Raw genomic sequence first — 14,749 nt, 5'->3', positions numbered from 1 at the left:
GCGCCCCTGGAGCGAAGGGGCGCAGGGTCGGTCAATCAGCGCTCGTCCTCTATGCCTCTCGTACTCGCAATGCCCTTGCCAGGTCGTCGAGTTGGTCTGTCAGTTTGCGGCGGAGGGCTGGGATGGGGGTGGCCTCTGTCAGGCATTGTTCGCCTGCGTGGAGGGTTTCCGGGGTGATGGCGTAGACCGGGAATGCCCAGCGGCCGGCTGCCTCGGCGATGGCGGGGCCACGGCGGGCGGCGACGGCTGCCGCGTCGTTCCAGTAGAGGTCGACGTACTGGCGTACGAGGTCGGTCTGTTCGGGTTGCCAGAAGCCCTGGGCGGTGGCGGTGAAGAGGTAGTTGGAGAGGTCGTCGGTGGTGAACATCGCCTCCCAGGCGGCGCGCTTGGCGGCCGGGTCGGGGAGGGCGGCGCGGCAGCGGGCGGCGCCTTCCTGGCCGGTGGCGCTGGGGTCCTGGACGAGTTCGGTGTCGATGACGGCGTCGTCGATGGCGCCGAGGACGGCGAGGCGGCCGAGGATGCGCCAGCGCAGTTCGGGGTCGAGTTCGGGGCCGCCGGGGACGGTGCCTTCGGAGAACCAGGCGCTGATGGTGTCGGGCTGGGCGGCGACGTCGATGAGGTGGCGTACGGCGATGAGGCGCAGGCCGGGGTGGTCGCCGTCCTCGGTGCGGCGGATGAGGTCGCGGCAGAGCGAGGTGAGGGTGGCGAGGGCGGCGGGCCGTTCGTGGGCGGGCAGGTAGCGGTCGGCGACCTGGGTGGCGGCGAAGGTGAGGACGCCCTGGACGACGGCGAGGTCGCGCTCCTCGGGGAGGTGGGCGCGGGCGGTCTCCAGGTAGGCGGCGGGGGCGAGGTCGCCGTCGCGGACCATGTCGCGCAGGGTGTTCCACAGGACGGCGCGGGTGAGGGCGTCGGGGACGTCGGAGATGCCACGCAGGGCGGTCTCGGAGGACACCTCGTCGAGGCGGATCTTGGCGTAGGTGAGGTCGAGGTCGTTGGGGACGACGAGGGCGGGGCGGGTGCCGGGGCGGGGTTCGGGGGCCGGCTGTTGCGGGACGTCCGTCTCGTAGCGTTCGCGCAGGAGGAGTGCGCGGCTGTCGTTGAGGTCGCGGTCGTAAACACCGACGGTGACGCGGTGGGGGCGGCTGCCCGCGCGGTCGAGGCTGAGGGTCCACTCCCCCGGCCGGTCGGTGACGGAGGCGGTGAGGGTGTCGACGCCGGTGGTGCGCAGCCAGGAGTCGGCCCAGGCGTGGACGTCGCGTTCGGTGGCCGCGGCGAGGGATTCGATGAAGTCGGCGAGGGTGGCGTTGGAGAACTTGTGGCGGGCGAAGTGGGTGTTGATGCCGGCGAGGAAGTCCTTCTCGCCGAGCCAGGCGACGAGTTGGCGTAGTGCGGAGGCGCCCTTGGCGTAGGAGATGCCGTCGAAGTTGAGCATCGCGGAGGCGGTGTCGGGGACGGCTTCGGGGTCCGGGGCGACGGGGTGGGTGGAGGGGCGCTGGTCGGCGTCGTAGCCCCAGGCCTTGCGGACGATGCCGAAGTCGGTCCAGGTGTCGGTGAAGCGGGTGGCTTCGGTGAGGGTCTGGTAGCCCATGTACTCGGCGAAGGACTCGTTCAGCCAGATGTCGTCCCACCAGCGCAGGGTGACGAGGTCGCCGAACCACATGTGGGCCATTTCGTGGGCGATGACCATGGCGCGGGTCTGGCGTTCGGTGTCGGTGACGGCGGAGCGGTAGACGAACTCGTCGCGGAAGGTGACGAGTCCGGGGTTCTCCATGGCGCCTGCGTTGAATTCGGGGACGAACGCCTGGTCGTAGGAGTCGAAGGGGTAGGGCTCCTCGAACTTCTCGTGGTAGCGGTCGAAGCAGGCGCGGGTGATGTCGAGGATCTCGTCGGCGTCGGTGTCGAGGTGGGGGGCCAGCGAGCGGCGGCAGTGGATGCCGAAGGGCAGGCCGCGGTGTTCGGTGCGCACGGAGTGCCAGGGGCCGGCGGCGACGGCGACGAGGTAGGTGGAGATCAGCGGGGTGGGGGCGGCCCGCCAACGGCCGTCGTCCTGCCGCTCGGTGATGCCGTTGGCGAGTACGGTCCAGCCTTCGGGTGCCGTCACGGTCAGCTCGAAGACGGCCTTGAGGTCGGGCTGGTCGAAGGCCGCGAAGACGCGCTGTACGTCGTCCATGAACAGCTGTGTGTAGACGTATGTCTCACCGTCGGTGGGGTCGGTGAAGCGGTGCATGCCCTCGCCGGTGCGGGAGTAGCGCATGGTGGTGTCGATGCGCAGTTCGTGATCGCCGGCCGTGAGGTCCTTGAGCGGCAGCCGGTTCTCGTCCACGGAGAGGGTGTCCAGGTCGAGGAGGTGGCCGTCGAGGGCGACCGAGCGCAGTTCGGCGGGCTTGAGCTCGACGAAGGTGTCCCCGTCCGCGCGGGTGGTGAAGCGGATGACGGTACGGGAGTCGAAGATCTCGTCGCCGCGCGTCAGGTCGAGTTCGATCTGGTAGCGGTGGACGTCGAGGAGCTTGGCACGGGTCTGCGCTTCGTCGCGCGTCAGTACGGACATGGGTGCCATGCTGCCTGATCGGCGTGATCCGGCACAGGGGTGGCCTGGTCCGGGCGGGGTTGCGCCCCCGGTCGGCCGGCGTCACGATCCCGGTCGGTCGGCTTATGTACCCGGGCCCACGTAGCGAGCGGCCCTCGGCTGTTCCTTCACCAGGGCGCGGAGTTCGCGTACCTCGCGTTCCAGGGACTGGTAGCGCTGGTGGGAGTCGTAGAGGTAGCGGACCTTGGTGCGCAGGGCCCAGGGGTCTATGGGTTTCATGACGAGGTCGGCGACGCCCAGGCGGTAGGCGGTGGTGGTGAGTTCGGCGTCGGGGCCGAAGCCGGTGACCAGGATGATCGGGATGAGGTGGGTCTGTTCCACGCCCCGCATGTAGCGGACCACGTCGAGGCCGCTGACGCCGGGCATGCGTACGTCGAGGAGGAGCAGGCCGATGTGGCCGCGCAGGACTTCCTTCAGCGCTTCGTCGCCGCTGGTCGCCCGCGTCAGGTGGTAGCCGAGCGGGGCCAGGGCGCTTTCCAGGGCGTAGAGCGTTTCCTCATGGTCGTCGACTATGAGGATCTTGGCATCCGGCGGCATGGAGCGAAGTCCCCTCGCTTGGACGACAAGCTTATGTCCGAACCGACCGACAGGGAGTACTCGTGTACTGACAAGGAGTGCTCAGCGCAGGATGCCTCATTTCGGCGCGTACGCCGAGAGGGCGGACTTACAACGGCATGAGAATCGGCAGGGGAAGTGGGGCCTGCCGGCGGGCCGTTGTGGTCATTCCCGGCTGCCCGCGCCGCCCGCACTGTCCGCGATGCTCTCGTGGTGGCGGATGACCTCGGCGATGATGAAGTTGAGGAGCTTCTCCGCGAACGCCGGGTCGAGTCTTGCGTTCTCGGCGAGGCTGCGCAGCCGGGCGATCTGCTGGGCCTCGCGGGACGGGTCGGCGGGCGGCAGCTGGTGGGCGGCCTTGAGGTGGCCGACCTGCTGGGTGCACTTGAAGCGTTCGGCGAGCATGTGGACGACGGCCGCGTCGATGTTGTCGATGCTCTCGCGCAGGCGGGCGAGTTCGGCGCGGACGGCCGGGTCGACGCCGCCCGCGTTTCCGGTGTTGCTGGTGGTCATGGAGGGCAACCCTACGTGGCGTGCCGCGGGTGGTGCGCGGCCGTCCGATCAACGTGTTCCCGAGGAGTCCCGGCCGTCCTGCCCCGGAGAGTTCCGGTGTTCCGGTCATCGTGCGCCCGGGGAACGGAGCATCGGCGGATCTTCGGGGTCGGGGACCTGATTGCTCCAGCCGCCGGGAACGGTCCGTCCCTGTTGTTCCCGGAAGCGCACGGGTGCCGTGCCGACGCGGCGGGTGAACAGGCGGGAGAAGTAGGCCGGGTCGTCGTAGCCGACGCGTCTTGCCACGGCGGCGACGGGGAGTTCGGTGGCGGCGAGGAGTTCCTTGGCGCGGCCGAGGCGGATGCCGAGGAGGTAGTCCTTGGGGCTGCAGCCGGCGCCGCGGCGGACCGCGGTGCGCAGTTCGGCGGGGGTCATGCCGTGGCGGGCGGCGTGGTCGGCGACGGAGAGCGGCTTGAAGGCGTCGCGGGCGAGGGCCTGGAGGACCTGTTCGCCGTCGGGGGCGGTGTCGGCGCGGGCGCGGCGCAGGGTGACGAGGAGTTCGTGGACGGCGGCGCTGGTCTCGACCTCCAGGAGGGGGTTGCCGAGGCGGGCGGCGCGGGCGATGCGGGCGACGGTGGTGCGGGCCGGGCCCGCGTCGGAGAGGGGGACGACGGGCCGGGCCGGTTCGATGTAGCCGAGTTCGGTGTAGGTGTCGGCAGTGGGTCCGGTGAAGTCGACGAAGGCCTCGTCCCAGCCGGTCTCGGGGTCGGGTGCGTAGTGGTGGGGTACGCCGGGGGTGAGCCAGAGCAGGGCGGGCGCGGTGACGGCCGTGCACCGCCCGTCGACGGTACGGAACCAGCCGCGCCCTGCGCTGACCACGACGGCCACGTGGTGGTCGAGGGTGCGGGGTCCGACGGTGGGCAGCGCCCCGTACTGGAGGCCGACGCCGAGGCAGACGAGGCCGAGTTTGTGGTGGGCGGGTCCGGGGCTGAAGAACCGCATCCAGGTGTGGTACATCGGCTGTCCTCCCACCTGGCCGGCAAGCCCGTCCCGCGCTCCGTCAGCTGCGTCCAATCATCGCTGATCTTTGTCCATGGACCCGGTCGCCGCCAGGGGTCAGGGTGGTGCTCATGACCGAGTTCACGGTGGGGGACACCGATTTTCTGCTGGACGGGCGGCCGGTTCGGCTGCTGTCGGGGGCGCTGCACTACTTCCGGGTGCACGAGGGGCAGTGGGGGCACCGGCTGTCGATGCTGCGGGCGATGGGCCTCAACTGTGTGGAGACGTACGTCCCGTGGAATCTCCACGAGCCGCGGCCGGGCTCCTTCCGGGACGTCCAGGCGCTCGGCCGGTTCCTGGACGCGGCCCGGCGGGCCGGACTGCGGGCGATCGTGCGGCCGGGTCCGTACATCTGCGCCGAGTGGGAGAACGGCGGGCTGCCGCACTGGCTGACCGGCGGGGCGGGCGCGCTCGTGCGCACGCGTGACGAGCGGTTCCTGGGCCATGTGGAGCGCTGGTTCGCCCACCTGCTGCACGAGATCGTGCCCCGGCAGATCGACCGCGGTGGTCCGGTGCTGATGGTGCAGGTGGAGAACGAGTACGGGAGTTACGGCTCGGACCAGGTGTATCTGAGCCGGCTCGCCAGACTGCTGCGCGAGGGGGGCGTGACCGTGCCGCTGTTCACGTCGGACGGTCCCGAGGACCACATGCTCACCGGCGGCTCCCTTCCCGGTGTCCTGGCGACCGCGAATTTCGGGTCGCACGCGCGCGAGGCCTTCGAGACGCTGCGCCGGCACCGGCCGACGGGTCCGCTGATGTGCATGGAGTTCTGGTGCGGCTGGTTCGACCACTGGGGCGCCGAGCACGTCGTACGCGATCCCGGTGACGCCGCCGACGCGCTGCGGGAGATCCTGGAGTGCGGGGCCTCGGTCAACCTCTACATGGCGCACGGCGGCACGAACTTCGCGGGCTGGGCGGGTGCCAACCGTGGTGGCGGCGCGCTGCACGACGGGGTGCTGGAGCCGGACGTGACGTCGTACGACTATGACGCGCCGATCGACGAGTACGGGCGCCCCACGGAGAAGTTCTGGCGGTTCCGGTCGCTCCTCGCCGCGTACACGGACGGCCCGCTGCCCGAACTACCGTCCGCACCGGCCCCGTTGGGCGCCCCCGCGACCGTGGACCTCGCCGGCTGGGCGTCCCTGTCCGCCGTGCTCGACGCGCTCGGCGGGCCCGAGACCGAGCGGCCCGTGCCGCCGACCTTCGAGGAACTGGACGTCGACCGGGGGCTCGTCCGCTACACGGTCGACGTTCCGGGACCCCGCCGTCCGTACCCCCTGACCGTGCGCGGCCTGCGGGACCTGGCGACGGTGTACGTCGACGGGGAGCCGGCCGGAGTGCTCACCGAGGACGAGCCGCAGCTCAAGGAGCCGGTCGCGGGTCCCGCGCGCGTGGACCTGTGGGTGGAGTCGCTGGGCCGGGTCAACTACGGCCCGCGCACCGGGGAGACGAAGGGCATCACCGGTGGCGTACTGCACGAACGGCAGTATCTGCACGGAGTGCGGGCGCGGGCGCTGCGCCTGGACGCGTTCGACACCGGTGTGGAGCCGGTGCCGTTCCGCCCGCTCCCCGCTTCCGGTGACCCCGGCCTGTACCGCGGCACGGTCACGGTACGCGGCGCCGGGGACGCCTGCCTCGAACTCCCCGGCTGGACAAGGGGATTCGCCTGGATCAACGGCTTCAACCTGGGCCGCTACTGGTCCGCCGGCCCCCAACGTTCCCTGTACGTCCCCGGCCCGGTCCTGCGCGAGGGCACCAACGAGGTATGGCTCCTGGAGTTCGAGGAGGCGTCCGGCCCCCCGGTCCTGCGGGGCGTGGGCGAGACGAGCGAGGCGGGCGAGGCGGGGGGTGCGGGCAGCGAGGGCTGAGACGGACAGCGGGGACCAGCGAACGCCGAGCACCTTCACTGTGTCACTCGGGCCCGCTCTTAAGGGGCGCGGGGAACTGCGCGACAAGCCCCCACCGGCCCGCACCCGAAAGCAAGCGGGCGCCCACGGCACAAACACCGCGAACGCCCACCCCACCCGCCCCGCCGGAGGCTAAAGCGTCGCCGCAGCCCGGGCTATCGCCGAAGAGAAGGCGGACACCTCGGTGTACACCCCCGGTACGAGCGGCCGAGCACACCCGTCTCCCCAGCTGACGATCCCGACCTGGAGCCACTTCCCGCTGTCGTCCTTGCGGAACATGGGCCCGCCGGAGTCGCCCTGGCAGGTGTCGACCCCGCCGCGCGGAACCCCGGCGCAGATCTCCTGCCCGGCGATGAGCCGGCTGCCGTAGTGCCGCTTGCACTGGCGGTCGGCGACGAACGGCACCTTGGCCTTGAGGAGCTGCGTGGAACCGGAATTCGCGTTCTCCGCCGTGTCGCCCCACCCGGCGATGGTGAACGTGCCCCTGTTGTAGCGGGTGTTCGTCGCGAGCTTCAGCGTGGGCAGGTTGATGGGCCGGGCGAGCTTGATGAGCGCCCAGTCCTTGCCGTTGCCGTTGTAGCCCGGGGCCTGGAGGACCTTGGTGGACTTGACCTTGATCGCGCCGGAGGCGTTGAGGTCGGCGACCCCGGCCGTGGCGGTGATCCGGGTGGTGTTGCCCGAGCCGTCCACGCAGTGCGCGGCGGTCAGGACGACGTCCTTCTTGTAGAGGGCACCGCCGCAGCCCATGGAGAGGCTGACCATGAACGGGAACTCGTTCTGCGCCGCGGGCGTACCGCCAACGACCGGCACGGGCGCGGCGTGCGCGGCGACGGGCTGGAGGCTGGCGGTCGCGAGGGCGACGGCACCGATCGCCGCGGCTCGCTTGAAGGCGGATCTCTTGAGGAGACTGACCGACCTGTTTGTCAACATGATCCCTTTCGTGGGGGGTTGAGTGCGCAGAAGAGCGCACAGAAGTATGAGGATCATGACGCATGGGCGGCAAGGGTGGATCTCACTCGCCCACCGGGCAACCCAACCCAGGAGAATCCGCTCGCGTCCCCTTAAGGTGGAATGGGGGTTCAGGGCCTCTCTGGGGGTACGGACGTGACGAACGGCGGTCCGGTCGAGCACGGCTACCCGCACCTGGACACGGTGCGGGCGGCGATCACCGCGCTGTACAAACGGCTCTCGTACGACACCATCCACACCTTCGACACCAGCGTGGCCCCTGCCGATGTGGCGTTCTGCGACACGGACGATCTCCATCTGGGCGCCCAGCGGGTCGCTCGCGAGCTGGTGCGGCACTTCCGTCTGCCGGATGCCCGCATGATCGTGAGTTTCCGGGAGATGGAGCACGCGGCGAATGTCGAGCTCGCCGCTGGCCCCGAGTACTTCATCGAGCTGAACGACCGGTTCCGTACCCACCGCAGGGACATCGGCGCGGCGCTCGCGCACGAGGTGATGCACGTCTATCTGCACCGCCTGGACCTGTCGTTCCCCGGCACGCGCGACAACGAGATCCTCACGGACACGGCGACGACGTATCTCGGCGCGGGCTGGCTGCTGCTCGACGCGTACCGGGAGGACTCGGCGTCCTCGCAGAAGCTGGGCTATCTGACGCCGGAGGAGTTCGGGTACGTGCTGGCCAAGCGGTCCCTGGTCCTCGGCGAGGACCCGGCGATCTGGTTCACCAGCCCGCAGGCGTACACCGCGTACACGAAGGGCATGGCGCGGGCCCGTCACGACGAGCGGCAGCCGCCGCTGACCGCGGCGGGGTGGGCGGGGCGGCGGCGGTACGCGAAGGATCGTCGTCATGCGCAGGAGCACGCGGTCGGGGCGCCGCCCGCCGACGCCCCGTACGCCTTCACCCCCGACAGCCGCGGGCCGCTGCGGGTGTCGTTTCCCTGTCCGACCTGTCATCAGCGGATTCGGGTGCCGGTGCGAGGGCGGGTTCGGGCGCGGTGCGGGCTTTGTCGGACTGTTCTGGAGTGCGACACGTAGATGGGGTTGGGTCGTCGGGTGCGGGACGGTGGGGGCTGGTCGCGCAGTTCCCCGCGCCCCTGACGGGGCGCTGCAGCGGAAGGGCCGCCGCCCGTCTGTGCCGTTGACGGGCGGCGGCCCTTCCGGCCCCCGCATCCCCCTGTATCCCCCGTGTCCCCCGAGGTTGGATCCGGCCGTACGGCTGTGCGTCTCGCTCAGTCGTACATGCGCCAGTCGTACGTCAGTTGGTAGTGGCCGCCGTGGCCGCGGTAGTCGGCGACCGCCGGGGCGGTGAAGGGGCGGCCCGCCCAGCGGCCGGTGAGGGAGGGGATGACGGCGCTGACGGTGACGGGCTTGAACACCTCGTCGCCGAAGAGGCCCTTGAGCTGGTCGAAGACCCAGCCGACGGCCGCGCCGACGGCCATCCCGATGAGGATGCCGACGGGTCCGCCGGAGGCGCCGATCGCGCCCCCGATGGCCGCGGCGAGGTAGGCGGTGACCTTCTTCTTGATGAGGTCGAGCAGTGCGCCCACGTAGTCGGCGAGGCCGCCCCAGTCGACCTCGGCGAGCACCAGCGTGACGAAGTACGACTTCGGGTACTTGGTGCCCTCGTCGAGGCCGAACCAGTGGAAGCGGCGCGGCGGGTCATACACCTTGACGTCGCCGTCGTCGAAGCTGCGGACCTTGAACTGGCCGATCTTCAGGGTGTCGCCGCTCTCGTCCACGCTGGTTCCGGCGAGATGGATCTCGTCGGATCCCCACTCGGACGTCTCGTCCACGCACTTCACCCGGTGGATGCGCAGTTCCAGCCTGTGCAGGGCGGCCGGCACGGCGGCCAGGCCCTGCGGGGCCGACTCCTCGGGGAGGAGAGAAGTCGGCGGCTTCCTGAGTTCGTCGGCCGGGAACCTCAGCCGCTCGGGAAAGCCGAGGCGCTTGACCTGCGTGTCCACCGAGGCGGGCGAGCGCAGGTCGACACGGGCCAGGTCCCCGAGTCGCCGGGACCGTACGGCACCGGTCTTGAGGTCGGCGAGGACCGCGGCCGCCGCCTTCTTCCTCCTTTCGTCGGTGAGGCTGTCGAAGCGCCGCGCGACGAGGTGCTCGGCGGCCGTCCTGTCCGCGGGCAGTGGGTACTTGGCGGGTTCCGCGTAGTGGGCGGCGACCTTGTCGGCGGCGAGTGTGAGTTCCTGGACGACGCGCTCGGTGACGGCCCGCACCTTGGCATGCGGGACGTCGGTCACCATTCGATGGGTGTTCTCCGGCATTTCTGTTCATCCCCCGTTGGTTACTGCTCCCTTCGCGACTGTTTCCGTGAAGGTCCGACCGACGGTACGGACAGGGGGAGTTCGGGCGCCCCGGGATGTGCCCCGGGGGAATCCCTAGGGTGCGTGTCCGGGCCCGGAGCCGAGCCCGTCTCCGGAGTCGGGCCCGTCGGCGGCCAGCGCCGCCGTGAGCCGCGTACGGGAGTCGACGCCCAGCTTGGGGAAGATCCGGCCGAGATGGTACTCGACGGTCTTGACGCTGATGACGAGTTCGCGCGCCACCTGCCGGTTGGTGAGCCCGGACGCGACGAGGCGGGCGACCGCCAGTTCCTGCGGGGTGAGCAGCGCCGCTCCACGTGTCCGTGGCTCCCGCTCGGCCGCGGACCCGACGGGACCGAGTCCGCAGGCCGCCAACTCCCGTTCGCAGCGCCCGAGATCGGGCGGCGCGTCGAGGCGTACGAGCAGGTCGCGGGCGGTGCGCAGCTGCTCGCCCGCGCGGGTGCGGCGGCCCGCCCGGCGCAGGAAACCGCCGTACGCGAGGTGCAGCAGCGCGCGGTCGAAGGGCGCCTCGACGTGCGCGGCGTGCTTGAGGCCGGAGCGGAAGGCGCGCTCGGCGGCCACCGTGTCGCCGCGCGCGGCCTCCAGGGTGCCGCGGGCGCGGGCCGCGGCGAGCAGCGCCCCGTGGTGGCCTCGCTGGGTGGCGAGGACCTCGTACGGGGCGAGTGCCTGGGTGGCGCGCTTCTCGTCGCCGAGTGCCGTCCAGGCTTCGGCGAGCAGGTCCGCCCACGGGATCGTGCCGGGCTCCTCCAGGTCGCCGCGCGGGGCGAGCGCGAGGAGGGGCCCCAGGGCCGCGAGGACCTCCTCGGGCCGGCCCTGAGCGCGGGCGAGGTGGGCTTCGGCGAGCGCGGCCCACAGGGTGGGGTTCACATGGCCGCCGGCCGCGTAGACGCGGGCCACGCGCGCGTGTGCCTGTGCCTTGGCGAACGTGCCCCGCACCGCGTGTACCTGGGCGGCGAGCATCCGGCAGTACAGGGCGATGTGCGGCTGGTCGGTGTCGGCGGCCAGGGACAGTGCGAGGTCGGTGTGGACGATCGCGTCGTCCCAGCGGCCCGCGCGGTACTCGGCGGAGGCGAGCGCGGTCGCGGCGACCACCCGGAAGGACGCGGCGCGCCCGTGGCAGGCTCCGAAGACGCCGCCCAGGTCCCGTACGGCGCCGGTGAGGTCACCGGTCCACTCGCGCAGGGTGCCGCGGCCGAGGAGTTCCTCCAGCTGGGCGGGGGTGGCGAGTGCCGGGTCTGGCAGCGGGCCGAGTGCGGCGAGCGTCTGCGGGGCCCGGCCGCTCATGGCGAGGCCGCTGAGGCGCAGGACGCGGATCATGTCGGTGGCCGTGTCGTCGGGCGCGAGCCGGATGGCGAGGTCGGCCCATTCGGCCATCTCGGCGCCGTGCGACATGCTGCCGTGCAGGGCGGCGAACTGGCCCGCGATACGTGCTCCGAGGACGGGTTCGGCCGCCGGGTCGCACCGGTGCCAGGCGTCCGTGAGCAGCGCCTCGGCGCGGTCCAGGTCGAACAGGCTGAGCCTTCCCAGGAGATAGCTGCGCCAGCCGCCGGGGGTGAACTGCGCGATCCGCTGCGCGACTTCACTCATGTCGGGCACGTCTCCGGCGAGCAGCGCGCACTCGACGGCTTCGAGGGTGTACTGCTCGTACACCGCCGGGTCCGGGCCGAGCCGTGCGGCGGCCGTCAGCTGTCCGGCCGCGTTCGCCCAGGCGCCTTCCGCGGCGAACCTGCGTCCCAGGGTGGCGAGTTCCGCGGCCAGTTCCGGATCGGGGCCGGCCGCGGCCAGCGCCCGGTGGCGCAGCCGGTGTGCCTGGTCCCGGACGGTGCGGGCGGCGCTCAGGTGCAGGGCGGCGCGGCGGGAGGGGCCGAGCTGGTGGTAGACGGCGGCGTGTACGAGGGGGTGCGGGAAGCGGATCAGCGGATCGCCCGGGGCCTCGGTCAACAGGCCCGTGTGGACGGCCTCTTCGAGTGCTGTGAGGACGTCGGCGGCCCGGCGTTCCTCGTCGAGCAGGTCCGCGCCCGCGACCTCCCAGGCGTCGGCCGGCGTGCAGTGTGTGCCGAGTACCGCGGCCGCGCAGACCAGGGCGTCGGCGGCCGGCGAGCAGGCGGCGAGCTTCGCCAGTACGAGGGCCGTGAACGACTTGGGTGCGGGCGGCGTCACATCGGGCTCCCCGAGCGCCTCCAGGAGTCCGGCTCCTTCCTGTTCCAGGAGTGCCTTCACATGGAGGGGGTTGCCCGCGGTGTGTGCGTGCAGCCGTGCGGCGGCCCGTGCGGTGAGTCCCCGTACGCCCAGTCCTCCGCCGAGTTCGGCCAGTTCGGCGGGCCCGAGCCCGTCGAGCCGCACCCGCACGGCGTCGTCCGCCGTGAACAGCCTCCGCAGCCCCGCGGCCAGCCGCGTGTCCTCGGCGTCCCGCACGACGACGAGAACGAGCACACGGTCGGCCCGCAGCCGGCGCACGGCGAAGGTGAGGGCCTGGAGGGAGGCGTGGTCGGCCCATTGGGCGTCGTCGAGGACGAGGGTGACGGGGGCAGCGGGAGTGTCGGGGGCGGAGGTGCCCGGGGCGTCGGAATCGCGCGTGGCCCGATCGTCGGAGCCGGGGGCGTCGGGGCCGCGCGCGGCCCCCTCGCCGGAGCCCGGGCCACCGCCCGCTCCCTGTGCCTCGTCCAGGGCCTCCAGCAGTGCCGCCCCGGCCGCGTGCGCGTCCGCCCAACGCCCGCCGCCGACACCGGCCCCAGCCCCGGTCCTGGCCCCGGCGCCATTGCCGTCTCGGCCCAGCAGTTGCTCCAGCACTCCGAACGCCAGCCCGGCCTCCGCCTCCTCCCCCGCCCCGTACAGCACGTGTGTGCCGTCGCGCAGGAAGCGGCGTATGAGGGCGGTCTTGCCGATGCCGGCCGGGCCCTCGACGAGTACCCGTTGGGGGTGTCCCGCGCGGGCGCGCTCGCATGCCGCCGCGAGGAGCGCGAGGCTGTCCGTTCGCCCGACGAACTCCACCTGAGCCACCTCCGCCCGGCCCGCCCTGCTGGGCATCCTCGCGAGCACGGGGTGCGGGGTCAAAGGGTTCCCCGCGCGTCGTCCTCCTAGGTGTCGTACGCCGATCGCACTACTGCGCTCCGTAGACCGGTTGGGGTGCCTCCGCCTCGGCGATCAGTTTGAGGGCCGTGTCCCCGGCCTCGGCGGGGGTCCATCGCGCCCCTTTGTCGGTGCTCGGGCCGGGTCGCCAGCCCTCCATGACCGTGATGCGGCCGCCCTCGGTCTCGAAGACGCGTCCGGTGACGCCGGCGCTCGCGGCGGAGCCGAGCCAGACGACGAGCGGCGACACGTTCGCGGGCGCCATCGCGTCGAAGCCGCTGTCGGGTGCCGCCATCGTCTTGGCGAAGGTGTCCTCGGTCATCCGGGTCCGTGCGGCGGGCGCGATGGCGTTGACCTGTACTCCGTAGCGCCCCATCTCGGCGGCGGCCACCAGTGTGAGCCCCACGATCCCGGCCTTGGCGGCGCTGTAGTTGCCCTGCCCGACGGACCCCGACAGGCCCGCTCCGGAGCTGGTGTTGACGATCCGCGCCTGCGGCACGCGCCCCGCCTTCGCCTCCGCCCGCCAGTGCGCCGCGGCGTGCTTCAGCGGCAGGAAGTGGCCCTTCAAGTGGACGCGCATGACGGCGTCCCAGTCGTCCTCGTCAAGGTTCACGAGCATCCGGTCGCGCAGGAACCCGGCGTTGTTGACGAGCGTGTCGAGCCGCCCGAAGGCGTCCACGGCCGTGTGTACGAGGGATGCGGCGCCCTCGGTCGTGGCGATGTCCCCGCCGTGCGCCACCGCCTCGCCGCCGGCCGCCGTGATCTCCTCGACGACCTGCCGGGCCGGGCTGTCGGGGCCGGGCGAACCGTCGAGCCCCACGCCCAGGTCGTTGACGACGACGCGCGCGCCCTCCGCCGCGAAGGCGAGTGCGTGCGCCCGCCCGAGCCCGCGTCCCGCGCCCGTGACGATCACGACCCGCCCGTCGCAGATTCCGCTGCCTGCAGTCATCCCGCTTCTCCTCCCTCTTTCTCCTCGTCGGCCTGTTCCTTGTTGGCGGTCGCCGCGTCCAGGAAGGCGGGCCGCTCGCCGCCGCCGTGCACGAGGAGGCCGGCCCCGGTGATGTACGCGGCGGCGTCCGACGCCAGGAAGACGGCAGCCCTGCCGACGTCCAGGGGCTCGGCGAGCCGCCCCATGGGGACGGTGCGCGCGACGGCCTCGATGCCGTCCTCGCCCCCGTAGTGGAGGTGGGACAGCTCGGTGCGGACCATCCCGACGACGAGGGTGTTCACCCGCACGTCCGGCGCCCACTCCACGGCCATCGAGCGCGCGAGGTTCCCCAGGCCCGCCTTGGCCGCCCCGTAGGCCGCCGTGCCCGGCGAGGGCCGTGTCCCGCTGACGCTGCCGATCATCACGACGGAGCCACGCGCGCGCTTGAGCTGCTCGTACGCCGCCAGGGACGCCGTCAGCGGTGCGGTGAGGTTGAGTTCGATCACGCGCGCGTGCCGCTCGGCGTCCGTCTCCGCGAGCAGCCGGTAGGGGGCGCCGCCCGCGTTGTTGACCAGGACGTCGACGCGGGGCAGCCCGTCGAAGAAGGCGCGCACGGCCGGTGGGTCCCGCAGATCGAGGGGGACGAACTCGACGCCTTCGACCGGCGCTTCGGGCGGTCTGCGCGCACAGACCACGACCTCGGCGCCCGCCTCGACAAACGCGCGGGCGATGCCGGCGCCGACGCCCCGGGTGCCGCCGGTGACCACCACGAGCCGTTTGTCCACAGGGCCTCCCACTCGTCGGTGTTGGCTGTTACCTTCACAACTGGCGCACCTAACAAATGTTTGGTCGA

At 72.0% G+C, this 14,749-nt stretch carries 11 protein-coding genes; 2 read left to right on the top strand and 9 right to left on the bottom strand.

The features are described from left to right. Positions 1-49: 49 nt before the first annotated feature. The 4 genes from pepN to OG718_RS39115 form a co-directional block, all read right to left on the bottom strand. Positions 50-2,557, bottom strand: coding sequence for an aminopeptidase N (gene pepN, locus OG718_RS39130; protein WP_328846412.1), 2,508 nt, complete (start codon positions 2,555-2,557; stop codon positions 50-52). A gap of 93 nt (positions 2,558-2,650) precedes the next feature. Beyond that, positions 2,651-3,124 carry a response regulator gene (locus tag OG718_RS39125; RefSeq protein ID WP_143637681.1) on the bottom strand — a complete coding sequence of 158 codons (474 nt, stop codon included), beginning with the start codon at positions 3,122-3,124 and terminating at the stop codon, positions 2,651-2,653. A gap of 183 nt (positions 3,125-3,307) precedes the next feature. Further along, a complete protein-coding gene (locus OG718_RS39120) occupies positions 3,308-3,655 on the bottom strand; it encodes a chorismate mutase (protein ID WP_328846411.1) in 348 nt (115 codons plus the stop codon). A gap of 105 nt (positions 3,656-3,760) precedes the next feature. Next, positions 3,761-4,651: a helix-turn-helix domain-containing protein gene (locus tag OG718_RS39115; protein WP_143637685.1), complete on the bottom strand. Its 891-nt coding sequence runs from the start codon at positions 4,649-4,651 to the stop codon at positions 3,761-3,763. Positions 4,652-4,764: 113 nt separating this feature from the next. On the opposite strand from OG718_RS39115, the gene OG718_RS39110 reads away from it, so the two are divergent. Continuing rightward, positions 4,765-6,561: a glycoside hydrolase family 35 protein gene (locus tag OG718_RS39110; RefSeq protein ID WP_328846410.1), complete on the top strand. Its 1,797-nt coding sequence runs from the start codon at positions 4,765-4,767 to the stop codon at positions 6,559-6,561. Positions 6,562-6,732: 171 nt separating this feature from the next. On the opposite strand, the gene OG718_RS39105 is transcribed toward OG718_RS39110, so the two are convergent. Then, positions 6,733-7,530 (bottom strand): S1 family peptidase, encoded by a 798-nt coding sequence (locus OG718_RS39105; RefSeq protein WP_143637689.1) that lies wholly within the window; start codon positions 7,528-7,530, stop codon positions 6,733-6,735. Between the two features lie 174 nt (positions 7,531-7,704). On the opposite strand from OG718_RS39105, the gene OG718_RS39100 reads away from it, so the two are divergent. After that, on the top strand, positions 7,705-8,601 hold the full coding sequence (locus tag OG718_RS39100; protein WP_328846409.1) for a hypothetical protein: 897 nt from the start codon (positions 7,705-7,707) through the stop codon (positions 8,599-8,601). A gap of 194 nt (positions 8,602-8,795) precedes the next feature. On the opposite strand, the gene OG718_RS39095 is transcribed toward OG718_RS39100, so the two are convergent. The 4 genes from OG718_RS39095 to OG718_RS39080 all read right to left on the bottom strand — a co-directional run bounded on the left by OG718_RS39095 (position 8,796) and on the right by OG718_RS39080 (position 14,681). Beyond that, positions 8,796-9,842, bottom strand: coding sequence for a hypothetical protein (locus OG718_RS39095; RefSeq protein ID WP_143637694.1), 1,047 nt, complete (start codon positions 9,840-9,842; stop codon positions 8,796-8,798). 114 nt (positions 9,843-9,956) lie between these two features. Then, on the bottom strand, positions 9,957-12,926 hold the full coding sequence (locus OG718_RS39090; RefSeq protein ID WP_328846408.1) for a LuxR family transcriptional regulator: 2,970 nt from the start codon (positions 12,924-12,926) through the stop codon (positions 9,957-9,959). Between the two features lie 73 nt (positions 12,927-12,999). Next, positions 13,000-13,917, bottom strand: coding sequence for an SDR family oxidoreductase (locus OG718_RS39085; protein ID WP_143637698.1), 918 nt, complete (start codon positions 13,915-13,917; stop codon positions 13,000-13,002). Beyond that, the gene (locus tag OG718_RS39080) at positions 13,914-14,681 is read right to left on the bottom strand and encodes an SDR family oxidoreductase (protein WP_328846407.1); all 768 of its coding nucleotides are present in this window, start codon (positions 14,679-14,681) and stop codon (positions 13,914-13,916) included. The genes OG718_RS39085 and OG718_RS39080 overlap by 4 nt, the downstream gene beginning before the upstream one ends. Positions 14,682-14,749 lie beyond the last annotated feature (68 nt).

The organism is Streptomyces sp. NBC_00258 (assembly GCF_036182465.1).
Classification (GTDB): domain Bacteria; phylum Actinomycetota; class Actinomycetes; order Streptomycetales; family Streptomycetaceae; genus Streptomyces.
Note: the sequence above shows the minus strand (reverse complement) of the source record. Positions and strands in the feature narration are given on the sequence as shown.